Source organism: Paenibacillus xylanexedens (genome assembly GCF_001908275.1).
In the GTDB taxonomy this organism is placed as follows: domain Bacteria; phylum Bacillota; class Bacilli; order Paenibacillales; family Paenibacillaceae; genus Paenibacillus; species Paenibacillus xylanexedens_A.
Genome location: NZ_CP018620.1, coordinates 4667507 through 4689957, shown reverse-complemented (window position 1 = coordinate 4689957; position 22451 = coordinate 4667507). Strand labels below are relative to the sequence as shown.

Annotated in this window: 22 protein-coding genes and 1 pseudogene; 17 read left to right on the top strand and 6 right to left on the bottom strand. The window is 46.6% G+C overall.

The window, feature by feature from the left end:
• Positions 1 to 2: 2 nt before the first annotated feature.
• The 6 genes and pseudogenes from BS614_RS20505 (at position 3) to BS614_RS20485 (ending at position 4056) form a co-directional block, all read left to right on the top strand.
• Positions 3 to 710: a metal ABC transporter ATP-binding protein gene (locus BS614_RS20505; RefSeq protein WP_074095365.1), complete on the top strand. Its 708-nt coding sequence runs from the start codon at positions 3 to 5 to the stop codon at positions 708 to 710.
• The gene (locus tag BS614_RS20500; protein ID WP_074095364.1) at positions 656 to 1549 is read left to right on the top strand and encodes a metal ABC transporter permease; all 894 of its coding nucleotides are present in this window, start codon (positions 656 to 658) and stop codon (positions 1547 to 1549) included. The genes BS614_RS20505 and BS614_RS20500 overlap by 55 nt, the downstream gene beginning before the upstream one ends.
• Positions 1536 to 1670 (top strand): hypothetical protein, encoded by a 135-nt coding sequence (locus tag BS614_RS32475; RefSeq protein ID WP_342351873.1) that lies wholly within the window; start codon positions 1536 to 1538, stop codon positions 1668 to 1670. Before BS614_RS20500 ends, BS614_RS32475 begins: the two co-directional genes overlap by 14 nt.
• A 37-nt stretch (positions 1671 to 1707) precedes the next feature.
• Positions 1708 to 2652: pseudogene (locus BS614_RS20495) on the top strand (metal ABC transporter substrate-binding protein).
• Between the two features lie 165 nt (positions 2653 to 2817).
• Positions 2818 to 3300: a hypothetical protein gene (locus BS614_RS20490; RefSeq protein WP_036673725.1), complete on the top strand. Its 483-nt coding sequence runs from the start codon at positions 2818 to 2820 to the stop codon at positions 3298 to 3300.
• A gap of 54 nt (positions 3301 to 3354) precedes the next feature.
• The gene (locus BS614_RS20485) at positions 3355 to 4056 is read left to right on the top strand and encodes a M50 family metallopeptidase (protein ID WP_074095363.1); all 702 of its coding nucleotides are present in this window, start codon (positions 3355 to 3357) and stop codon (positions 4054 to 4056) included.
• Between the two features lie 115 nt (positions 4057 to 4171).
• On the opposite strand, the gene BS614_RS20480 is transcribed toward BS614_RS20485, so the two are convergent.
• The 5 genes from BS614_RS20480 to BS614_RS20460 all read right to left on the bottom strand — a co-directional run bounded on the left by BS614_RS20480 (position 4172) and on the right by BS614_RS20460 (position 8115).
• Positions 4172 to 4543 (bottom strand): DUF4363 family protein, encoded by a 372-nt coding sequence (locus BS614_RS20480; protein WP_074095362.1) that lies wholly within the window; start codon positions 4541 to 4543, stop codon positions 4172 to 4174.
• Positions 4544 to 4569: 26 nt separating this feature from the next.
• Positions 4570 to 5298, bottom strand: coding sequence for a DUF421 domain-containing protein (locus BS614_RS20475; RefSeq protein ID WP_051153893.1), 729 nt, complete (start codon positions 5296 to 5298; stop codon positions 4570 to 4572).
• A gap of 171 nt (positions 5299 to 5469) precedes the next feature.
• Positions 5470 to 6333: an SDR family oxidoreductase gene (locus BS614_RS20470; RefSeq protein WP_074095361.1), complete on the bottom strand. Its 864-nt coding sequence runs from the start codon at positions 6331 to 6333 to the stop codon at positions 5470 to 5472.
• Positions 6330 to 7397, bottom strand: a complete 1068-nt coding sequence (gene uxuA, locus BS614_RS20465; protein ID WP_074095360.1) for a mannonate dehydratase — start codon at positions 7395 to 7397, stop codon at positions 6330 to 6332. Before uxuA ends, BS614_RS20470 begins: the two co-directional genes overlap by 4 nt.
• Positions 7398 to 7437: 40 nt before the next feature.
• A complete protein-coding gene (locus tag BS614_RS20460; RefSeq protein ID WP_074096932.1) occupies positions 7438 to 8115 on the bottom strand; it encodes a GntR family transcriptional regulator in 678 nt (225 codons plus the stop codon).
• Positions 8116 to 8386: 271 nt separating this feature from the next.
• On the opposite strand from BS614_RS20460, the gene BS614_RS20455 reads away from it, so the two are divergent.
• Entirely contained in the window at positions 8387 to 8689 is a 303-nt protein-coding gene (locus tag BS614_RS20455) for an ArsR/SmtB family transcription factor (RefSeq protein WP_017688208.1), read from the top strand.
• A 90-nt stretch (positions 8690 to 8779) separates the two neighbouring features.
• On the top strand, positions 8780 to 10183 hold the full coding sequence (locus tag BS614_RS20450) for an aldehyde dehydrogenase (protein ID WP_074095359.1): 1404 nt from the start codon (positions 8780 to 8782) through the stop codon (positions 10181 to 10183).
• Positions 10184 to 10213: 30 nt separating this feature from the next.
• Here BS614_RS20450 and BS614_RS20445 read toward each other — a convergent pair whose 3' ends face one another.
• The gene (locus BS614_RS20445) at positions 10214 to 11125 is read right to left on the bottom strand and encodes an AraC family transcriptional regulator (RefSeq protein WP_074095358.1); all 912 of its coding nucleotides are present in this window, start codon (positions 11123 to 11125) and stop codon (positions 10214 to 10216) included.
• A gap of 219 nt (positions 11126 to 11344) precedes the next feature.
• Here BS614_RS20445 and BS614_RS20440 point away from each other — a divergent pair, with 219 nt between their 5' ends.
• The 9 genes from BS614_RS20440 (at position 11345) to BS614_RS20400 (ending at position 22370) form a co-directional block, all read left to right on the top strand.
• Positions 11345 to 13534: a glycoside hydrolase family 52 protein gene (locus tag BS614_RS20440; protein WP_074095357.1), complete on the top strand. Its 2190-nt coding sequence runs from the start codon at positions 11345 to 11347 to the stop codon at positions 13532 to 13534.
• Positions 13531 to 15678 carry an alpha-glucuronidase family glycosyl hydrolase gene (locus BS614_RS20435; RefSeq protein WP_074095356.1) on the top strand — a complete coding sequence of 716 codons (2148 nt, stop codon included), beginning with the start codon at positions 13531 to 13533 and terminating at the stop codon, positions 15676 to 15678. Before BS614_RS20440 ends, BS614_RS20435 begins: the two co-directional genes overlap by 4 nt.
• A gap of 106 nt (positions 15679 to 15784) precedes the next feature.
• A complete protein-coding gene (locus BS614_RS20430; protein WP_074095355.1) occupies positions 15785 to 16852 on the top strand; it encodes an NAD(P)-dependent alcohol dehydrogenase in 1068 nt (355 codons plus the stop codon).
• A gap of 166 nt (positions 16853 to 17018) precedes the next feature.
• Positions 17019 to 17285: an HPr family phosphocarrier protein gene (locus tag BS614_RS20425; protein ID WP_074095354.1), complete on the top strand. Its 267-nt coding sequence runs from the start codon at positions 17019 to 17021 to the stop codon at positions 17283 to 17285.
• Positions 17286 to 17429: 144 nt separating this feature from the next.
• The gene (locus tag BS614_RS20420) at positions 17430 to 17681 is read left to right on the top strand and encodes a type B 50S ribosomal protein L31 (RefSeq protein WP_036613829.1); all 252 of its coding nucleotides are present in this window, start codon (positions 17430 to 17432) and stop codon (positions 17679 to 17681) included.
• Positions 17682 to 18088: 407 nt separating this feature from the next.
• The gene (locus BS614_RS20415) at positions 18089 to 18394 is read left to right on the top strand and encodes a Dabb family protein (RefSeq protein ID WP_036673713.1); all 306 of its coding nucleotides are present in this window, start codon (positions 18089 to 18091) and stop codon (positions 18392 to 18394) included.
• 150 nt (positions 18395 to 18544) lie between these two features.
• Complete coding sequence (locus tag BS614_RS20410; RefSeq protein ID WP_074095353.1) at positions 18545 to 19306, top strand: SDR family NAD(P)-dependent oxidoreductase; 762 nt, start codon at positions 18545 to 18547, stop codon at positions 19304 to 19306.
• Positions 19307 to 19563: 257 nt separating this feature from the next.
• Positions 19564 to 21291 carry a ubiquinone-dependent pyruvate dehydrogenase gene (gene poxB / locus BS614_RS20405; protein ID WP_074095352.1) on the top strand — a complete coding sequence of 576 codons (1728 nt, stop codon included), beginning with the start codon at positions 19564 to 19566 and terminating at the stop codon, positions 21289 to 21291.
• Positions 21292 to 21614: 323 nt separating this feature from the next.
• A complete protein-coding gene (locus BS614_RS20400) occupies positions 21615 to 22370 on the top strand; it encodes an SDR family NAD(P)-dependent oxidoreductase (RefSeq protein WP_036673709.1) in 756 nt (251 codons plus the stop codon).
• Positions 22371 to 22451 lie beyond the last annotated feature (81 nt).

The following is a 22451-nucleotide window of genomic DNA, read 5'->3' as shown; positions in this document are numbered from 1 at the left end:
GCATGATACTATCCTCCATGCGTGATGTTGTATTTGGATATGGCAAAGAGCCGGTCATTGATCAACTGTCGCTGGATATCCATGTGGGAGAGTTCATAGGCATCACAGGTCCCAATGGTTCTGCCAAAACGACCCTGTTAAAGCTGCTGCTAGGGCTATTGAAGCCCTGGAGCGGCACGATACATATGAATCCGCAGTTAAAACGTGGGAACAAGTCCAATATCGGTTATGTGCCCCAGCAGGTGGCATCGTTCAATAGTGGATTTCCCAGTACGGTGAATGAACTGGTCCGGTCCGGATGTTACACCAGGCTGGGATTATTCCGCAGCTTCACAGCAGAGCAGGATGCCATCGCTGAACGCAGTTTGCGGGAAGTTGGTATGTGGGATTATCGGAATACACGCGTCGGTGAGCTGTCTGGCGGACAGAAGCAGCGGATCTGTATTGCCAGAGCTATGGCTGGGCAACCGCAGGTTCTGGTACTGGATGAGCCAACAACTGGAATGGACCGCCACAGCCGTGAAGGATTTTACAATCTGATGCACCACTATGTTGATGCTCATGGGATAACGATTATTATGGTTACTCATGGACTGGAAGAGATGGGAGATCGATTGGACCGAACGATTACTCTGGAGCGGCAAGAAAGTGAGGAATGGCAGTGTTTGAGTACGAATTCATGCAACGTGCCTTCTGGGCAGGTGGACTGATTGGAGTCATTGCTCCAATTCTCGGTGTCTATCTGATGCTCAGGCGGCAGGTCCTAATGGCAGACACGTTATCCCATGTCTCACTCGCAGGGGTGGCGCTCGGTTCGGTCATGAATCTTAACCCGGTGATCTGCGGATTCGCCGTTGCAATTATCGGTACATTACTGGTTGAACAACTACGGCGAAGTTACCGAACCTACAGCGAGGTACCTGTAGCGATCATCATGACTTCGGGGTTGGCCCTTGCTGTGGTATTGATGAGTCTCAAAACTAATCTGTCCAAGACCTTCAGCTCATACTTATTCGGATCTATTGTTGCGGTTAGCGATATGCAGTTGTGGATGATGGCAGGAGTATGTGTCATAGGTTTACTTTTTTTCATCTTACTCCGAAGACCGTTATATAGCCTTACCTTTGATGAAGAGACAGCTTCCATTGGAGGCGTTCAGGTGAGAGGTTTATCGTTTGCATTTGCCATTCTGACAGGAATGACTGTAGCTTCAGCCATGCCGATCGTCGGTGTGTTGCTGGTGTCTGCTCTCATTGTGTTGCCTGCTGCCTTGGCACTAAGAGTGTCTCGCAGTTTTACAGCAGCGATTATTGTCGCGGTAATCACGGGGTTAATCGGTATTTTTAGCGGGCTCACAACATCTTACCATCTAGATACACCACCGGGAGGAACAATTGCACTCATCCTGTTGGTCATCCTATTGACTGGAATATCAGCGCAAAAGCTGATTGCACGATATAACCGCAAGCGTCATCGCAAAGAAACGAAATCACAGCACGTCATTCTGGTCAACCATTCTAGGAGGAATACATCACATGAAATTCAGTAAAAAAGCTACGCTCGGATTGTTGTTTAGTCTTACACTTATCGTCGCAGGCTGCGGACAAAAATCCGCTTCTGATGCAAATACAAGTTCTACGGGTGCTGGTAATACGGTACCCGTAGACTGAAGCAGCAAAATTAAACGTGCAGGTCAGCTTCTACCCGATGTACGAGTTCACCAAAAATGTGGCAGGTGATCTGGCCGATGTGCATACACTCGTTCCAGCAGGAATGGAGCCTCATGATTGGGAGCCCACACCACAAGATATTGCCAGCATTGAAAAAGCGGATGTGCTTGTATACAATGGTGCGGGCATGGAATCATGGATTGATCAGGTTACCGGAAGTCTGAGCAATGCTTCACTCATTCAGGTGGAAGCAAGCAAGGGCATCAACCTGCTTGAAGGTGGAGAGCATGATCACCATCATGAAGATTCAGAGGCAACAGAACATGACCACGATCATGAGCATACGAATGAAGCGACTACAGAAGCACATAATCACGATCATGCGGATGAAGCGACTGCTGAAGAACAACACGATCATGACGCAGAGGCAGAAGCAGAAGCAGGACATGATCACGGTGGACTCGACCCCCACGTATGGCTGTCACCTGCATTGGCTGTAAAGGAAGTGCGCAATATTGAAGCAGGTTTGGCGCAGGCTGCCCCGGAACATGCTGAACAGTTCAAGTAGAATGCAGATGCTTACATTGCTCAACTGGAGTCACTGGATCAGGACTTCAAAGCGGCTGTGACGGATAGCAAACGCAAGGATTTCATCACACAACACGCTGCATTTGGCTACCTTGCCAAGGAATATGGATTACAACAGGTGCCCATCGCAGGATTGTCTCCTGAGCAAGAACCTTCGGCAGCACAGATGGCATCTGTCATTGATTTTGCAAAAGAGCATCAGGTGAAAACGATTTTCTTCGAAACACTGGTTTCATCCAAAGTGTCTGAGACGATCGCAAGTGAAGTGGGGGCCAAGACCGCTGTATTGAATCCGATTGAGGGACTCACCGAGGAAGAAATTGCGGCGGGAATGGACTACATTAGCGTGATGAGAAAGAATCTGGAGGCTCTGAAACTGGCACTAAACGAATAATTGAAAATCAGTTTGATGCCTGTCACCGAAAAAGGTACAATAATACAACATGCTGAGGAATGGATCGCCATTCCTTTGCCTTTTTGCAAAGCAGAGAGCACAGTGATGTGCTCTCTCTTTGTTTAATAAGGTGACCGGATCAAGGAGAACAGGAGGACGCATTGCATGAATTTAAATGAGGAACATGAAGTGCTGTTAAGTGAACAGCCTGCCCATCTGTGGAGACGGCGTAAGCTGGAGCTGATGCACTGGACGGAACGTGATAAACATACAGTATCCGCGAAGAAAACAGAGATTTGGAACGGTGTTGAAGTTGATGCCGAACTCGTGAAGGCATTGTCCATACTTCAGAGTGCGGGCGTGAGGACGGAATTTTCATGTGCAGGGGTGAGTCCGCTTGATGAACCTGTCGATCATTCCCTTTATGCTTATGTTACCCTGATACAAAGTGAGGTAGCAGATCAATTCGTGCACTATGCCCTCCGTCGGATGCGGAATCGACTGCTCGTTACGCTAGAGGCCGAAAAGGGCCGCTATGATCTATCTTCTTTTTTCATTGGACACAATCGGAGCTTCTGCTGGTGGATGGAGCACTGTGCCTTACAGTTCGGAAGCCGAAACGAATCGAGTGAAAAAAGCGTAGTATAAAGGATAGGCTTGTTTACTTGATTGTTTACTTGAAGGTAAAGGAGGTATACACGATTGAATAAGTGGGTCAAAACGATACTGTTCCTGCTAGGCTCCGTCTTTCTTACACGATTCATCCCATTTTCGTCCTTGTTCCGTAACCTGGATACGATGATTCACGAATTCGGTCATGCACTAATGACACTTGTATTGTCCGGTAAAGTGTTACGCATTGAATTGTACGCTGATCATAGTGGTGTAACTTACTCTTCCATGCTGACGCCAGGCAGATCGATCCTGGTTTCTCTGGCGGGATATATCAGTGCATCACTGTTCGCCTGGCTGTTGTTTTACTTATACCGCAAAGGCTTGCATATGTGGGGACTTGGTATTATGACGGCTGTCGCTCTGGTGTCGCTCCTGTTATATGTAAGAGGGGAGTTCGGCATGTTATGGCTTACCGGGTTCATCGTTCTGAATGTGGTCATTATGATTTTTGGCGCCAAGATCGTGAAGTTCTATTATCTGTTACTGGCGTTTCTTACGCTTGAAGAGTCGGTTGTTAGTGCGGTATACGTTGGACTTATGTCCTGGACTCAACCTTCACGGGCAGGGGATGCAGCGAACCTGGCTCAGCAGACATTCCTTCCGGCGCTGTTCTGGGGCACGTTGTTTGCTTTATTTGCACTCTGGTGTGCCAAGGGAGCACTCGGTCTCTTTTTCCGCAAAGAAGGCACTTCGCGATCGTCACGTTCTCGGGGATTACGAAGAGCGTAACGGATATAAAGTTATATTAAAGCAAAGAAGGCACTTCCTTTCTTCATAAAAGGATAGTGCCTTTTGTTTATGGACGTACATCTGATATTAAAGTCTAATATTAAAGATATTGAACCTAATCTCCAAGATTATCCCATAACACATAAAAGTAATAAATCTCTTCCATAATCGCCTTATCATCCTCTGCCGTAACGCCGCCCTTGATCCGAGCAAGGGTGCCCAGAATATCATATATCGTTTCACGCTCCACACTGAACTGAATGCGGTTGACGATTTTATCCCAGGCCTTCATTGCGTAATTAACTTGAGACTTGGCTTCAGTCCATTTTTTACCCTCAACCTGCTTCTCTAACGTTTGTATAGATTCAAGCAAGCGATCATCGGTGCCAAAGGGCTTTTTGAGAAAGGCTCCGCTAGCCATAATTGCAACGAACACAAGAATGAGGAAGATCGGAAGCACATATAGCAACCAGAAACGCGTTTTCATTCAACCGCCTCCTTGATGTAAAGAGTTTAGAAAGGTCCCTCATAATCGCCCATATCGATTTTTTCGGTGATTTTATCTTCGAATAGATCAACATACAATTTGTCATTGGGCAATATGGCGGCAAAAGCAATATCCTGTATCGTGATCTTTTGTTTCTTAAGCTGTTCACTGAGCCATTTGATATCTTTATTTCTTTCCTCCAGATTTTGCTTAATCAGCAGGCCATCAATGATAATCTCGGTCATCAGCTTGCTCTTGGGCGGGTGCATATGCATGTCTTTGGCGGTTACCGGTTGATTCTCAGGTTTCAAAACAACCGAGAGGCTGCCATCCGGTTCCAGAATCGCATAATCCAAAGTCGTAATATCAAATACATCCTTTTGCCGCAGCATCATGGTCAATTCGTCAAATTTGACTCGCATTTTACTCAGGTTCTGTTCGAGAATTTTACCGTTCTGGATGATCAATGTAGGATCAGAGTCCATTAGTTTGGAAATGGTGCGATTCTTCAGCGTAATATACTGAAAGATGATCGTAATGATTGTGAAAATGGTCAATGCCACAAAATGAATCCACGCCTTGGACGAGAGATCGGTTGCAAACGTACCCGCAATGGAACCAATTGTAATGCCGTTAATGTAATCAAAATACGTCAAGTTACCCATCTGCTGCTTACCTAGCACCCTTGTATAGATGATCAGGGTCAGGAAGGCAATAATAGACCTTACTGCAACAACCCATGTTTCTTCCATCATATATGTATCACCATCCTTTACTTCACTTCTCAAATTCTCTATAACAAGCTTTTCCTACGCCGGATGATCTTATGCTTGAACGCAAAAAAACCGAAACCTGGGTATGTATCCCAAGCTTCGGTTTCATTAAATACCTATATTAGTTGAACTGATTCATTTGCACGTTAATCGTTAAACACCAGAATAGGCCATAAATCCGCCATCTACCGGAATGACTGTGCCAGTGACAAAGCCGGATTGTCTTTCATCAGCAAGCCACATCAATGTGCCAAGCAGGTCTTCCGGTTTGCCAAAGCGGCGCATGGGTGTATGAGCAATAATTTTACTGGAACGTTCCGTTGGTGACCCGTCTGGTTGCAGTAATAGATTACGGTTTTGCTCGGTCAGGAAGAACCCGGGTGCAATAGCATTGACACGAATACCGGATTCGGCCAGATGAACGGCGAGCCACTGCGTGAAGTTGTTAATGGCTGCCTTCGCAGCGCTGTACGCTGGAACTTTCGTCATGGGCGACGGGGCGCTCATGGAAGAAATGTTTATGACAGTGGCGGGAATATCACGCTCTATCATATGTTTTGCAAAGATCTGAGTGGGGATGAGGGAACCGACAAAATTCAGATCCATGACCTGACGAAATCCCTCTACACTCACATCGAAAAACGTAGTGACGTTCTGCTGTTCCAGATCTTCCAATCTGAAAATTTCATTTGTGGTGTTGGCACTGGCGTTATTGCCACCGGCGCCATTGATCAGAATATCACATGGTCCGAGCTGTTCCAGCACCGCATCTGCCGCTGCTTGCACACTATCGGCCTGGGTTACGTCACAGGCAATAGCAATCGCTCTGCCACCTGCAGCTTCAATCGCAGCTACAACTTCCTGCCCCTTGGACACAGTACGGTTCAGGATGGCTACACTTGCACCGTGCCGAGCGAGTTCTTCCGCCATGGAGCGACATAGTACTCCGGCACCTCCGGTGATTACAGCCGTTCTGCCTTTGAGACGAGATGAGCGTTCATATTGTTGTTCACTCATGCTTTTGTCCTCCTTTGCAGGGAATCCCAGACGCCCCAGAGATACATTATCCCCAAAGCCCGGTCATAGAGTCCATAGCCAGGTCGGCACTGTTCGCCCCAGAGGTGACGACCATGGTCGGGTCTTGCATAACCTTCATAACCGATATCGTGATAAGCCTCAACAACCCCCGCAATATCGACGCTTCCATCTTGACTGCGATGTGACGTTTCAATAAAGTCGCCGTTTTCGTAGATTTTGACATTACGAATGTGGGCAAATGGAATCCGATCCTTAAACTCGTGTATCATCCCGATAATGTCATTATCAGCATTCGCTCCCAAAGAGCCACTGCATAACGTCACGCTATTGTAAGGGCTATCATAAAGATTCAAATATTTCCGAACATTCTCCTGACTCGTTATAATCTTCGGTAATCCAAAGATTGGCCAAGGCGGATCATCCGGATGGATGGCCATTCGAATCCCCAGCCGTTCGGCTGTAGGAATAATTCCTTGCAGGAAATAACGTGCGTGCTCCCACATATGATCCTCGGTTACATCCTTGTAGGCTTCGAACAGACCAGTCAAATACTGCAATCGTTCCGGCTCCCAACCTGGCATGGTGAGTGCGGAGTTTTCGGTAATGCGTCGAACCAGTTCCAGGGGTTCTATATCCGCGAGTTTACTGTGCTCATAGAAGAGGGCAGTTGAGCCATCTTCCATTTCCTTGTGCATATCCGTGCGAAGCCAGTCGAAGATCGGCATGAAGTTATAACAGATGACCTTCACACCTACCTGAGCCAGTTTCTCCATCGTTTTAATGTAGTTCGCAATGTATTTATCTCTTGATGGCAGACCCAACTTGATATCCTCATGGATGTTCACACTCTCAACGACATCCAGATGTAACCCGGCCTTGTCAGCTGCTGCTTTGACAGCGAGTATCTTGTCCATCGGCCATTCCTCGCCAGCAGGAACATCATGCAGTGCCCACACAATACCTTCAACACCCGGAATCTGCCGGATATGATCCAGCGTTACCGTATCATTGCCTTCGCCGAACCAGCGAAAAACCATTCTCATCACGTTCACCTCATCATGAATAGTAGGAAGAAAAATTCACTCATTGAAAATAGGAAGGATATGTATCCTGCAGGACAGCCAAATCGGTGACAGTTAAATGCAAATGTTCCTGCATCAGTCGCTCTGCTGTGTCGGCATCATGCTGCTGAATGGCCTTGACCATGGATCTGTGCTGTTCTATCAGGTGATCCCACTGATGATCCGAGGACAGGCGTAACATGCGACTTCGATTCAAATGTACATTCATCTGCTGGATAACAGTCCAGGTGTTGCTTTTGTTGCAGCCTGCAAAAAGAGTGCTATGGAATTCCTCATCCAATTGGAACATTCGTTCATCATCCGGTTTGACCCTGCATTCCTGTTGCCGCGCAAGGTTCTGTTCAAGAGCGACCATCTGTTCGTTCGGAAAGTTCTCGCAGGCGAGCCTGATTACGGCTCGTTCGAGCTGTTCACGCATGAACCGTGCTTCCTCAACGAGATCGACCTGAATCAGAGAGACGTATGTGCCACGCTGTGGATACACTTCCAGCAGACCTTCCTGTGCAAGCCTTACAAAACTTTCTCGAACAGGTGTCCGGCTTACCTGGAACTCCAGCGAAATTTCCTTCTCTGAAATAGCTGTTCCCGGAGGCATTTTCAAACTCAAAATGAGTTGTTTCAGCGTGAAGTAAACGACATCTCGCGTTGAGTAAGATTGCTTATTATTCATGGAAGACATATTGCTCGCAACAGGCAACAAACCGGCTCTGGATGATAACTTTGGGGTATATTCCACAACTTCAACTCCTTCAATGACATACTACCATACTTGTATGGTAGTATGGAAGCGCTTTATAAGATTATATTAAATTTAGTTGATGGTTCACTTGCAGTTCAAGTGATTAAAGAGTACAATTCAATCATTAGGTTCGAATGTTTAAACGAACAGACATTGAACAGAGAAAATATACGTAGAAATAATGAAGAAGAAATAATATAGAGGTGAAACCATGGGACAAAAAGCAATTAGCGTTTTTCAAACCTGTATTCCGTTATTTCAGGTGTTAAGTGACAACCATCGTCAATCCATTTTGCTGACACTTACCGAGAAGGGCAGAATGACGGTGAATGAAATTACCGAACAATCCAGCCTATCCCGGCCAGCCATATCTCATCATCTCAAGCTGTTGTTAGAGAAGGGGCTTATATCTGTGGAACAGAAGGGCACACAGCGCTATTATTCGGCTTCATTGAATGCATCGGTGGAACTGCTGAAGGAATTGGTAGCTGCTTTGGAAGAAGAGTGTCTGTAGATTAAGAGTGACAAAACATGCTTTTGCATGTGCCTTATAGGTTCGTAAGTTTAAACGCTTGATCAATAATAAGTAGAGGAGTATGTATATATGACAACGACTATACAGGAAGTAACCAGTCAGGAAGTTGAACAGATTCTGGAGCAGCAACGACAGTTCTTTCGTTCCGGGGCCACAAGATCGGCAGAAGCTCGAATTGCCCGTCTGACCCAACTGAAGCAGGCCATTCAAAAGTACGAATCCAGACTGACAGAAGCTCTCTATCAGGATTTGGGCAAAAGTGAGTTCGAATCCTACACAACCGAGATCGGATTTATGATGGACAGCATCACACACACCATTCGTAAAGTGAATAAATGGGTGAAACCCGTTAAAGTGAAAACGCAAATGGCACTCCTTGGTTCGAAAAGTTATATTATACCCGAACCCTATGGGGCGGTTCTGATTATCGGACCGTTTAATTATCCTTTTCAACTCTTAATCGAACCATTGGTAGGTGCTATTGCAGCAGGTAACACAGCCGTGCTCAAAGCGTCAGAGAATACACCTGCGGTGTCCGCTGTTGTACGTGAGATGATTGCGAGCGTATTTGAACCGGCATACGTACAGGTACTTGACGGTGCTAAAGACACAACAACAGCGCTGATTAACGCGCCATTCGACTATATCTTTTTTACAGGCAGTGTACCGGTTGGCAAGATTGTGATGGAGGCAGCTGCCAAAAATCTCGTTCCCGTTACGTTAGAACTGGGAGGCAAAAGTCCGGTCATCGTTGATGAACAGGCGGATATCAAAGTAGCAGCTGAGCGCATTATATGGGGCAAACTGCTCAATACAGGACAGACCTGTATCGCACCCGATTATTTACTTGTGCATGAGCGCGTGAAGGAACCGTTAATTACAGAGATGAAAGCAGCGATTGTGTCCTTCTTTGGTTCGGATATCCAGCACAACAAGGACTATGGGCGAATCGTGAACAAGGGACATTTTAAACGTCTGACGACTTTGATTGAACGGGATCAGGCCAAAGTAATATATGGGGGAGCTTCGGATGAGGAAGATCGCTTCATTGAACCTACTTTAATTGATGCGGAGTCCTGGGATGCAGCGACGATGGAAGATGAGATTTTTGGACCGATTTTGCCAATCATTAGCTATCGTAACCTGGATGAAGCCATTGTAGAAATCGTAAAGCGGCCGAAACCACTCGCCTTGTATCTGTTTACTTCCGACACCCGGGTTCAGGACAAAGTGCTGCGCGAAGTTTCTTTTGGAGGCGGCTGCATTAACGATACCATCACGCATGTAGCGAATCCACGTCTGCCGTTTGGCGGTGTTGGTCATTCCGGTGTTGGCTCGTATCATGGGCAGTACAGCTTCGAAACCTTCTCTCATCTCAAAAGTGTACTGAAAAAAAGCACCAAGTTGAATCTGCCGATTCTGTATCCACCGTATGATAACAAGCTGAAGCTGATTAAGCGTTTGTTGAAATAAATCAGAAAGACAAACAGCCTGCTACTAGACCTATTCCAGAGCAGGCTGTTCCTGTCGGTAACGGGAGGGTGACATGCCGGACCAGCGCTTGAATTGACGACTGAAATGGGCAATATCCTTATAACCAAGCATGACGGCAATATTTTGAACGGACAGCTTCGGATTGCTCAGAAGAAGCTTCGCTTCATGCAAAACCAACTGGGATAATACAGCACGTGGAGACTGACCAAACACCTGCTTGAACACGCGATTACAGTGAGAAGAACTGATGCCCAGCTCTGCTGCAATATCATCAATGCCATAGTGACCGTTGGACTCGTGTCCCTGTTTGAATTGCTGACTCATCAGGCCTTGCAACCGATTACGAATCTGGTGGGCGAGTTCTATCTTCTCGTGTCCGTCGGTAAACCAGTGAGCTGCCTCTTTCGAGACCGCCTCCCACAGATGGCCAAATAGTTCAAATACCGCAGATTGAAGCTGCATACGCTGTACTATCGTATTTGCTGTTTCATCATCCGCAGATGACATCAATTTGCGCAGAACCGGCTCAATCTGCTGTGTAACCGGACTATCCGCACTGAATCGCACTTGTTTGATGCGCGCCAGCAACGATAAGAACAACTGATCATCAATGTCAAAATGCATGCAAAAATACGTGAATCCCTTGCCGTTATGGCTCTGGCTGGAATGAATGCTTCCCGGAGGAATCAGGAGCAGTTCGCCAGCCTTTTGAATGTATAGGGTACCATTCACCATCATGCGTTGCTCGCCTTCCGTGACATAATTCAATTCATATTGAGGGTGCTCATGTGCCGGATAATCCCAGTCCATACCCACACTTCGTAAATGAATGGCAAACAGATTGACCGTTGTTTGTACATCTGGATAAAAAACTTCATGGACACTTTCTCCCAAAGTAGGAGGCAAATACGTTGAAGACATGGAAGATCCCCCTTCATATGAGGTTGTTCAAAAAATGTGATTTTGATTACGCACGTATATCTAATGGAATGTTTTTGTGTAACCGCTTTAATCTATTATAGTCTATCAGCTTGATTTGGGTAAATATCCGATTGATTTGATCATGGTCGGAGGTGGAACCACGTGTTAGGATGGGGCTAATGAAAACGTATGCAACCATTCTGAGAGGGGTTATGATTCATGAATACGTCCAAATCCATCTTTTATAATGCACATCACGCACCGATTGGTGCTTTTGCGAGTTTTACACTGGGTTACAAAGGAGCCAAAGGCGGGCTGGGTCTTGAACTCGGCAAGCCGGCTGACCAGAATGTATATATTGGATTACAATCTCGCGATGGCGACAATTATCAGGCGCTTCCTTTTTATGAAGCTTCCGAGGATGAGAGCAGCCGCTATGATGTAGAGAAGTTGGAGAATGGGGACACTGCGTCGACAACAGCGACCAAAGTTCCACAACCTCTTATTACGGCTTTTCGCGATGAAGATATTACCCGTGAATTTACCTCAGGTACGGATACGTGGACTGCTGGAGATCTGACGTTCCGTATCTACTCGCCTGTACGTCCAGTACCTGATCCAACGAATGGGGATCGTGAAGAATTAATGGATGCACTCGTACCTGCCGTATTGGTTGAGATGACGATTGACAATACGGAAGGTCAACAATTCCGCAAAGCCTACTTTGGCTATCAGGGCAATGATCCGTACTCTGCGATGCGTCTGATTGGAGGACCGGAAGGTGGCTCCATCACAGGTGTGGGACAAGGTCGACTTACAGCGATTATGTCAGCAGATGATGGACTGTGGCCCGCACGCGGATTTACGCTGGAGAAACTCTTGCAAGAGAAACATCGGGAGAATCTGGCATTTGGACTTGGCTCAACCGCTGCACTACTGATGGAGGTGCCGGCTGGAGAGAAACGTACGTATCAATTCGCAGTATGTTTCTATCGCGGGGGCATTGTGACGACCGGCATGGACACAACGTATTGGTATACGCGCTATTTCTCCGATATTCAGGCAGCAGGAGAGTATGCACTACAACGCTTTAGTGAGTTGACTGCATCCTGTGGAGAGGTTGAACAGCGCCTTGGATCGGCTGCTTTGACCGAAGATCAATCATTCATGCTTGCTCATTCCATTCACAGCTATTATGCGAGTACTCAACTGCTGGATGCCGATGGTGAGCCACTCTGGGTGGTGAACGAAGGGGAGTATCGGATGATGAACACACTTGATCTGACGGCTGATCAGTTGTACTTCGAGCTTGCCTTGAATCCATGGACGGTGCGTAATGAGCTGGAGTGGTTTGTGAAACGATACAGTTATACGGATCAGGTTCGTTTCCCGGGGGAAGAGAAGTTATATCCGGGCGGAATTACCTTTACCCATGATATTGGTGTTGCCAATGTGTTCTCACGCCCTGGACACTCGGCATATGAGCTGGTTGGCATTGAAGACTGTTTCTCACAGATGAGCCACGAGGAGCTGGTGAACTGGCTCTGCTGCGCGACAGTATACATTGAACAGACACAGGATCAAGCTTTTGTGAAAAACATGTTGCCTGTTATCGAGGATTGCTTCGAAAGCATGCTTAATCGTGACCATCCCGACGCAGAGCAGCGTAACGGTCTGATGGGTCTGGATAGCAGTCGTACCCAAGGTGGAGCGGAGATTACAACTTACGACAGCCTGGATGTGTCACTTGGTCAGTCTCGCAATAATATCTATCTGGCGGGTAAATGTTGGGCGGTCTATGTTGCATTGGAGAAGCTGTTCGCAACTGAGAAGTTGGCAGATCTGTCCCATCAAGCAGGGCTTCAAGCAGATCGCTGCGCTGCCAGTATTGCTGCACAATTGACTGATGGCGGCTACATTCCAGCTGTTATTGCAGAAAATAATGATTCTCGAATCATTCCGGCGATTGAAGGTTTGGTGTTCCCGTACTTTACAGGCTGTGAAGCAGCACTGGAAGTCAATGGTCGTTTTGGACCTTATCTGAAAGCACTCCAAACTCATCTGAAGACGGTTCTTGTACCGGGAACATGTCTGTTCGAAGATGGAGGCTGGAAACTGTCCTCAACAAGCAATAACTCGTGGCTGAGCAAAATCTATTTGTCCCAGTTTATCGCTAGAGAGCTGCTGGGTGTGGAATGGAATGAGACAGGCAAGGCAGCAGACGCGGCTCATGTCAACTGGTTGCTGCATCCGGAGGAATCCTACTGGTGCTGGAGTGACCAGATCCTGTCTGGTGTAGCGGTTGGCAGCAAGTACTACCCGCGTGGTGTAACGTCGATCCTATGGCTACTCGAAGGAAAAGGGAATCACCTTGTGCAGATCTATGCCAGCAAGGAGGCGGTACAATGAGCCAATCCGTCGTTCAAACTGCCTTGTCAGGTCCACAGTATGATGCGTGGCTGGGGTATCACTATGAATTGCCAAGAGCGAATGAGTTTAACCAAAAGACGGCTCCTGCGTGGAGCAAGCTGATATTGGTGGAAGAGAACCATGGAGTAATTACAACAGCTCTGACCGAACTTTCACGGGGACTGGAGAGGTTATATGGCGTGAAACCGTCGGTCAGTCATCTGTCTGATGGTCAGGAAAGTGAACGGGACAATCACGCTTCCGCTCCCGCAATACGAATCGGCACTTGGACAGGTAGCGATTCAGTGGCTGGGTCGTTCAGCGAGACAGAGCGTTCAACTGTTCAAGGGGAAGGGTACATCATTCGTGAGAACGAGACCGAAGGTGTACTGGTCATTGGATCAGAGACCCCGCAAGGTGTGCTGTATGGTGCATTCCATCTGCTTCGAGAGCTGACAATGGATCAAGGAAGTGCACATGAAGCGGATGGCGCTGTGAATAAGTGGAGCTTCATTACAGAGCAGCCAACCAATGCGCTACGGATGATTAATCAGTGGGATAACGTGGACGGTAGCATTGAGCGTGGTTACGCAGGAGAATCCATTTTCTATGATAACGGGGAATTCACGCTGGACTTGGGACGCATCCGGGATTACGCACGTTTGCTCGCTTCCACGGGAATCAATGCCATATCGATCAATAACGTTAATGTACACCGCCGTGAGAGTCTGTTTCTGACGGAACGTTATCTTAGTGATGTGGCGAAGGTTGCCGCTGAATTCAGAGCGTATGGCATTCGATTGTTCCTGAGCGCCAACTATGCGAGTCCAATTGAGATTGGTGGATTGCGTACGGCTGATCCGCTGGATGCGCAGGTACGGGAATGGTGGAACATTCAAACGGCCAAGGTGTACGCAGCGATTCCGGATTTTGGCGGTTACCTGATCAAGGCAGACTCCGAGAATCGTCCGGGACCGTTCACGTATAACCGTGATCATGCCGATGGTGCGAACATGCTGGCTGAAGCCCTTCGGCCATTCGGTGGATTGGTCATCTGGCGTTGCTTTGTCTATAACTGCAAGCAGGACTGGCGGGATCGTTCCACTGACCGTGCACGTGCAGCCTATGACCACTTTACGCCGCTGGACGGGCGTTTTGCCGAAAATGTTATTTTGCAGATCAAAAACGGGCCGATGGACTTTCAGGTAAGAGAGGCGGTATCCCCGCTGTTCGGCGCCATGGAAGATACAAATCAGGTGATTGAATTTCAGATTACACAGGAGTATACCGGGCAACAACGTCATCTCTGTTATCTGGTTCCCCAGTGGAAAGAAGTTTTGGACTTTGACACATATGCTAAAGGCGAAGGTTCAGAGATCAAGCGAATCGCGGACGGTTCTCTGTATAAACGACCATACAGTGGCTTCGCCGCAGTATCCAATATTGGTGCAGATGCCTGTTGGACAGGACATCCACTCGCGCAGGCGAATCTATATGGATATGGAAGACTTGCGTGGAATCCAGAGCTTACCGCGGAAGAGATTGCCGATGAGTGGGTGAGACTCACATTTGGACATGAAGACGAAGTTGTGCGGCAAGTTACGGGCATGCTTTTGACTTCACTAGATATCTATGAGAATTATACTGCGCCTCTCGGTGTGGGGTGGATGGTTAATCCTGAACATCATTACGGGCCGAATGTAGATGGATACGAGTATTCCAAATGGGGAACGTATCACTTTGCCGATTGTCATGGCATTGGTGTAGATCGAACCGTGAACAGCGGTACAGGATACACCTCACAGTATCACCCTGAGAATGCTGATCGTTATGAGTCCGTAGACACCTGTCCGGATGAGCTGATCTTATTTTTCCATCACGTGCCGTACACCCATGTTCTGCATTCGGGTAAAACGGTCATTCAGCATATTTATGATACACACTTTGAAGGTGTTGTGCAGGCAGAGGCGTTAGCCGAGACATGGAGAGGGCTGGAGGGCAAAATCGACCCGGTCATTTTCAGCAAAGTTGCTTCATTACAGGACAACCAGGCCGAACATGCCAAGGAATGGCGGGACATGATCAATACGTACTTCTATCGCAAAAGCGGCATTGCGGATGAACAAGGTCGAACAATCTATTGAGTGGAATTGCTGATGCAGATGAACTTGGTAATTAGGAAGAAAGAAGATACCTTGTTTTCTTTGATGTACAATAGACAGCATGGACATACATGAGGAGGAGAACCGTATGGGACAACATCAACTGCCCGAGACCATGAAAGCTGCTATCATGACAGAGCCAGGACACATTATTATTGAGGAACAACCCGTCCCGCAACCGGCAGCGGATGAGGTGTTAATCCAAGTGATGGCAGTCGGGGTGTGTGGCTCGGATGTGCATTATTTTGAACATGGACGCATTGGCAGATTTGTGGTGGAGAAACCGATCATTCTGGGTCATGAGTGTGCGGGGATCATTGCTGCTGTTGGCTCGAACGTATCACGTCTGAAAACAGGGGATCGGGTTGCTATTGAGCCTGGGGTGACTTGTGGACGCTGCACGGCATGCAAGGAAGGTCGCTATAACCTGTGTCCGGATGTACAATTTCTAGCGACCCCTCCGGTGGATGGAGCATTTGTACAATACATGGTGATACGTGAAGATATGGTATTCCCGATCCCGGATCATCTGTCTTACGAGGAAGCAGCTATGAATGAGCCATTCTCTGTGGGTATTCATGCTGCACGCCGTAGCAAGTTGGCTCCGGGTACAACTCTGGCGATCATGGGTATGGGTCCCGTTGGACTCATGGCTGTGGCTGCTGCCAAATCTTTCGGTGTAGAGAAGATCATTGTAACGGATCTGGAGGAAGTTAGGCTGGAAGCAGCTCGCCGCATGGGTGCCACTCATACCATTAATGTGCGGAATGAAGATGCGCTGGCTGTGATTCGCGAGTTAACAAATGGTGTTGGTGTGGATACAGCATGGGAAACAGCGGGGAATCCAAAGGCGCTACAATCTGCTCTGTATTCACTTCGACGTGGAGGCAAACTTGCGATTGTGGGCCTGCCTGCACAGGACGAGATCGCACTCAATGTTCCCTTTATCGCAGACAATGAAGTTGATATCTATGGCATATTCCGTTATGCCAATACGTATCCGGCAGGAATTGAGTTCCTGAGCTCCGGCCAGCATGACGTGATGCCCCTGATTACAGATCGTTATTCACTCGAAGAGACACAGCAAGCGATGGAGCGCGCATTACACAATAAAAGCGGCAGTCTGAAGGTCATGGTATATCCGAATGGTATGTAAGAACAACCTGGAAGAGTCCTGCGGTATAGGACTCTTTTTTTGTTTTTTTTGCAAAAAAAGTATGGGTCAAGCTCCCATAACATGGTATAATTCATGAAGATTTTAATATATAAATGGATACACACCATATTGGTGAATAAGTACTTAGCGAAAGGAACTGAAGGTTGTGAGAGTACATGAATTTATGATACACGCTGATTTTCATCGGGATGATCTGATGTCGGTATCTTCTCAAGCGTCGCGTTTTTCCTCGGATATTATTTTGTCGTATATGGAGTTTGAGCATGAGCATCGTGTAGATGTCAAAAGCCTGCTTGGAATGGCGTTACTACCCATTCGATATGGTAGTGTTGTCAAATTACAGACAAGAGGCAGGGATGAACTGGAGGCTTTGGAGTACATGTTGAATGTACTGGAGAAAGGGACGGCGTGACACCTGATTAGGTGCAAAATCACAGATATCATATTTTTTTTAGCTATTCCTCAAAACCTGCTGGTACTTTGTCCAAAAAAAGAGTATAATAAAATGTAGTTTGATTCTAAAGAAGTACCCATATTAAAGGAGTGTAAATAGATTATGCCAAAAGTTGACATCCATCCAAAGACACAACTCGTAATTTTTTACGATGCAAGTGCTGATTTCAAATTCCTGAGTTCTTCCACGAAGTTCTCTAACGAAACTATGGAATGGGAAGACGGTAACTCTTACCCAGTAATCCGTGTGGACACTAGTTCCGCATCCCACCCGTTCTTCACTGGTAAACAAAGAAACGTGGATATCGGTGGCCGTGTTGATAAATTTAACCGTAAATACAACATCACCAAATAAGTTTGTCCATACATTACAAAAAAACCTCGGGATTTGTCCTGAGGTTTTTTTTGTGTACATATTCAGGGTAAAGGCTAGTGAATTTTACTTGAAATTAATATTTGTAACTATATAAATTGAGATAAACATTTACACAAAACGGAGAGGACAGAAAGAACCTGAAGAAGCGGAGCGTTCGCCTTTATCCCCGGATTTAACCTTTATAGAAAGAATCAAAAACAAAAATCTGGGGGTAACAGCGATCGGAAGGTTGTTCTGTCATCGAAGTGACCAGTGTAAATATTCCTTAGTTCAATTTATATAGAAATATCAATTCATAAAAATTAATTCAACCAATTATTGCGCTTACAACACATTCGGATGTACACTAGGAAACGAGTACGAACATATTGGAGGAGGAAATAGAGATGAGCAGCATCACACATATGGTAACGTTTACACTTTACGCGGGTAAAGATACACCGGAGGCCGAAGCCTTTTTGAAGGAAAGTTCAGATGCACTGGCTGTCATTCCTGGCGTAGAGCAATTTCAGGTTCTGAAACAGGTAAGTGAGAAGAATGAGTTTGACTACAGTTTCTCGATGGTCTTTGCGGATCAGGTTGCGTATGATGCATACAACAATCACCCGGTTCACCGTCAATATGTAGAAGAGCGTTGGGAAAAGGAAGTCAGTCGCTTCCAGGAAATTGATCTTATTCAACATCATAATTAATAGTCTCCACATATAGGAAAAAAGTTGAACTACCATATACAGCATTGAACAATGCTGTATATCTCTCTGATAACGCGTAATTAATGAACAAAAGTAACATATTTCCGAAATCGTTTTCGAACAAATGAATTCAAGGAGGTTTTCGCTGTTATGCAATTGGATCTCTCAGGAAAAACGGCTCTTGTTACAGGTGCAACCGGACAACTGGGGAGAGTCATCGCCCGTACGTTGGCAGCCTGTGGCGCCAATCTGGCTCTACATTACATAAATAATGATACCAAGGCTCGGGAGCTTCAGGGTGAGATTGAAGCACTCGGTCGTCAGGCTGTTATTGTACAGGGGGATATTACAAAGCAGGATACAGCATTTCGGATGCGTGATGAGATTCAGTCTGTCCTCGGCGGAGTGGATATCGTTGTTGCCAATGCGGTCATTCAATATGAATGGACAACGGTATTGGAACAGTCTCCTGAAGATTACTTGAGCCAGTTTGAATCCTGTGTCATGCAGAGTGTGTATCTTGCCAAAGCTTTCATACCGCATATGCAAAACGTCAGAGCCGGTCGCTTCATTGGTATCAATACAGAATGTGCGATGCAAAATTTCACTCATCAATCAGCCTACACCGCTGGTAAGCGTGGAATGGATGGTGTATATCGCGTGCTTGCCAAGGAGGTTGGTGAGTATCAGATTACCGTAAACCAGGTTGCACCTGGATGGACAATTAGCGAACGTGATCGGTCCAGTGAGCCTGGACATGATGAGGCATATACACGTACTGTGCCGCTGAAGCGCAGGGGTGAAGATCAGGAAATCGCCAATGCGGTAGCTTTTCTCGCTTCGGACCTGTCCTCATTTATCACAGGTGCCTATATCCCGGTAAGTGGTGGCAATGTGATGCCTGCTATCTAATGTCTGATTTGGATTAGGGAATTCACATGAAATAACAATAAACCTAGTTTAACCGTAATCCGTTTGTCATTCGACAAGCGGATTTTTTGGCATTTTGCTAACAATGAAATAACGGTTCAAGGGGTAGTTTTTTGTTTCATATATCCAGACATACATATTGAGTTGGTTCGGGTTTCAGAAGATTGGGGTATAAGAATAGGTATATTAACCGAGTGGAAACATAATCAAAATGAGCAATTAAAGGAGACTCACCTATTATGAAAAAAACAGTAGCGGACGTTCTGGTTGAATCCTTATTGAACGCTGGCATCAAACGTATATATGGCATTGTTGGAGACTCCTTGAATGCGGTACTCGACTCCATTCGTCGTTCTGGGAAGATTGAATGGATTCATGTACGTCATGAAGAAGTAGCTGCATTTGCTGCTGGGGCGGACGCTCAGGTCAGTGGAAGTATCGCTGTCTGCGCAGGTAGTAGTGGTCCTGGTAATATGCATCTGATCAATGGTCTGTACGATTGTCACCGCAATCGTGTTCCTGTACTCGCCATCGCTGCACATATCCCAAGTGACGAGATTGGCAGTGAATATTTTCAGGCGACCCATCCGGAGTATCTGTTCCAGGAATGTAGCGATTATTGTGAAGTCATTACAACAGCCAAACAGATGCCGCGTTCTCTGACGATGGCCATTCAGACAGCGGTCGCACGGTCAGGTGTGTCCGTCGTTGTATTGCCGGGGGATGTAGCAGGACTTGAAGCAGCGGATCTGCCTGTGCCTGAGCATGTGTATCACGCAACCAACCCCGTGGTACATCCTTCTGAGCCAGAACTCGTGAAACTGGCGGAATATCTGAATGAAGGCAAAAAAATCACGTTGTTGTGCGGTGCAGGCTGCGCGGGCGCTCGGGAACCCCTCATGCAGCTCTGTGATCGTTTGAAATCCCCGATGGTTATTGCGCTAAGAGGCAAGGAATATTTGGAGTATGACAACCCCTATTCCGTGGGTCTTACGGGTCTAATTGGGTATTCATCCGGTTATCATGCCATGATGGACTGTGATGTATTATTAATGCTCGGAACGGATTTCCCATATCGTCAATTCTATCCCGAAGATGCCAAAGTCCTTCAGGTCGACATTCAATCTTCCCATCTGGGTCGGCGCACGAAGCTGGATTACGGCGTATGTGGGGATGTAAAAGCGACCATTGAAACTTTGCTTCCTTATCTGACAGAGGAACACAGTGACAAACATCTGCGTAAAAGTGTGGATCGTTATGTGAAAGTACGCAAAGATCTGGACGATCTGGCCGTTGGAAAACCGGGTAAAAAGCCCATTCATCCGCAGTACCTGACCAAGGTCATTAGTGATGCCGCAGCTGAAAATGCCATCTTCACGTGTGATGTCGGAACTCCGACAGTATGGGCGGCCCGTTATATCGAGATGTCTCGTAATCGCAGGCTGCTCGGTTCATTCAGTCATGGTACGATGGCAAACGCTTTGCCACAGGCCATTGGCGCTCAGGTCGCTGATCCGGGCAGACAAGTCATCTCGTTGTCGGGTGATGGCGGTATTACGATGCTGATGGGTGATCTGTTGACATTGAAACAGCATAATCTGCCGATCAAAGTTGTGGTGTTTAATAATGGAGCACTCGGTTTTGTTGAGTTGGAGATGAAAGCTGCCGGATTCCTGGAATCGGGAACAGAGCTTGTCAATCCCAACTTTGCGATGGTTGCTCAAGCCATGGGCATGGAAGGTATTCGGGTTGAGGATCCGGATGAACTCGAAGGAGCTGTGCAGCGTGCCCTTCAGCATGATGGTCCTGTGCTGATTGACGTGGTGGTGAATCGTCAGGAATTGTCCTTACCTCCGAAGATTGATATCAAACAGGCGGAAGGATTTACCCTGTGGATGATGAAAGCCGTGCTCAACGGACGCGGGGACGAAATAATTGAATTGGCAAAAACAAATTTGCTGCGTTAAAGTGTTTTGATAAGCGGATATGCACCGTTTGAAGTTGTAGAGATACTGACTTAAAAAGTATTGTATATGTAATAGAGGAGCATGCAACAAGACGTAATAGTTGTGTGCTCCTTCAATTAAAATGCTGAAAATGTGACAGGTGATATAGTATGAATACATATTATATGATTTGTTTTTATGTCGAAAGTCTATTAGAATAGGTAAAGTCAGGAAGGTTTTATGCCATTTTTGACCTACATATTGCATCATCGCATGTAAGTACGTTTCATATCGTATTCATCGATCCAATCACAAGATGACACACACACATGGAGGAGATCAACATGAGTCACGCAGGAAAAGTAGCCATCATTACTGGAGCAGGAAGTGGATTGGGCCAAGCAGCAGCATTGAAGCTGGCTGAGAAGGGTGCATCCATTGTCGTTGTGGATCTTGTCGAAGAGACAGGTCTTGAGACGGTTAAGCAGATTGAGAAGCTGGGAAGTAAAGCTATTTTTGTACAAGCAGATGTAAGTAAAGCACCTGAAGTTGAGAATTATGTGAAAAAAACAGTCGAAGAGTTCGGACGAATCGACATGTTCTTTAATAATGCAGGTATTGCAGGTCCTGGTATTAAGCTGATTGAACATACGATTGAACAGTTTGACCAGATTATTGATATTAACTTGAGAAGTGTATTCTACGGGTTGAAGTATGTGATTACAGAAATGCTCAAAACAGGTGGGGGTTCCATTCTGAACACGGCCTCCACAGCCGGTATTGTTGGTGTACCTGCAGTTGCACCATACGCAGCAACCAAACATGGCGTGGTGGGCTTGACGCGTACAGCTGCAATTGAATATGGCAAGGACAACATTCGTGTAAATGCGATTGCCCCAGGTACAATTGAGACACCTATGGTTGTTCAGTTCGGTAAAGACAACCCTGAAGTGTTCAAAGCAACCGTTGATAGCATTCCGTCCGGACGTCTGGGCAGACCGGAAGAGATCGCAAACCTCGTTTCCTTCCTGCTTGGAGATGAAGCGCCGTATATTAATGGTGCAGTATATCCGATCGATGGTGCAGTTACAGCCCAATAATAGTTCAGTTTATCGGTAATAGAATAACCGTTAAAATGTTTGAAGAGAGGCCACTGTATGCATACAGTGCCTCTCTTTTTG

Bases quoted from the DNA above. Each gene is read 5' to 3' on its own strand.
- BS614_RS20505 (WP_074095365.1), top strand. From the start codon at position 3: ATGATACTATCCTCCATGCGTGATGTTGTATTTGGATATGGCAAAGAG.
- BS614_RS20500 (WP_074095364.1), top strand. From the start codon at position 656: ATGGCAGTGTTTGAGTACGAATTCATGCAACGTGCCTTCTGGGCAGGT.
- BS614_RS32475 (WP_342351873.1), top strand. From the start codon at position 1,536: ATGAAATTCAGTAAAAAAGCTACGCTCGGATTGTTGTTTAGTCTTACA.
- BS614_RS20490 (WP_036673725.1), top strand. From the start codon at position 2,818: ATGAATTTAAATGAGGAACATGAAGTGCTGTTAAGTGAACAGCCTGCC.
- BS614_RS20480 (WP_074095362.1), bottom strand. From the start codon at position 4,543: ATGAAAACGCGTTTCTGGTTGCTATATGTGCTTCCGATCTTCCTCATT.
- BS614_RS20475 (WP_051153893.1), bottom strand. From the start codon at position 5,298: ATGATGGAAGAAACATGGGTTGTTGCAGTAAGGTCTATTATTGCCTTC.
- BS614_RS20470 (WP_074095361.1), bottom strand. From the start codon at position 6,333: ATGAGTGAACAACAATATGAACGCTCATCTCGTCTCAAAGGCAGAACG.
- uxuA (WP_074095360.1), bottom strand. From the start codon at position 7,397: ATGAGAATGGTTTTTCGCTGGTTCGGCGAAGGCAATGATACGGTAACG.
- BS614_RS20460 (WP_074096932.1), bottom strand. From the start codon at position 8,115: ATGTCTTCCATGAATAATAAGCAATCTTACTCAACGCGAGATGTCGTT.
- BS614_RS20455 (WP_017688208.1), top strand. From the start codon at position 8,387: ATGGGACAAAAAGCAATTAGCGTTTTTCAAACCTGTATTCCGTTATTT.
- BS614_RS20450 (WP_074095359.1), top strand. From the start codon at position 8,780: ATGACAACGACTATACAGGAAGTAACCAGTCAGGAAGTTGAACAGATT.
- BS614_RS20445 (WP_074095358.1), bottom strand. From the start codon at position 11,125: ATGTCTTCAACGTATTTGCCTCCTACTTTGGGAGAAAGTGTCCATGAA.
- BS614_RS20440 (WP_074095357.1), top strand. From the start codon at position 11,345: ATGAATACGTCCAAATCCATCTTTTATAATGCACATCACGCACCGATT.
- BS614_RS20435 (WP_074095356.1), top strand. From the start codon at position 13,531: ATGAGCCAATCCGTCGTTCAAACTGCCTTGTCAGGTCCACAGTATGAT.
- BS614_RS20430 (WP_074095355.1), top strand. From the start codon at position 15,785: ATGGGACAACATCAACTGCCCGAGACCATGAAAGCTGCTATCATGACA.
- BS614_RS20420 (WP_036613829.1), top strand. From the start codon at position 17,430: ATGCCAAAAGTTGACATCCATCCAAAGACACAACTCGTAATTTTTTAC.
- BS614_RS20415 (WP_036673713.1), top strand. From the start codon at position 18,089: ATGAGCAGCATCACACATATGGTAACGTTTACACTTTACGCGGGTAAA.
- BS614_RS20410 (WP_074095353.1), top strand. From the start codon at position 18,545: ATGCAATTGGATCTCTCAGGAAAAACGGCTCTTGTTACAGGTGCAACC.
- poxB (WP_074095352.1), top strand. From the start codon at position 19,564: ATGAAAAAAACAGTAGCGGACGTTCTGGTTGAATCCTTATTGAACGCT.
- BS614_RS20400 (WP_036673709.1), top strand. From the start codon at position 21,615: ATGAGTCACGCAGGAAAAGTAGCCATCATTACTGGAGCAGGAAGTGGA.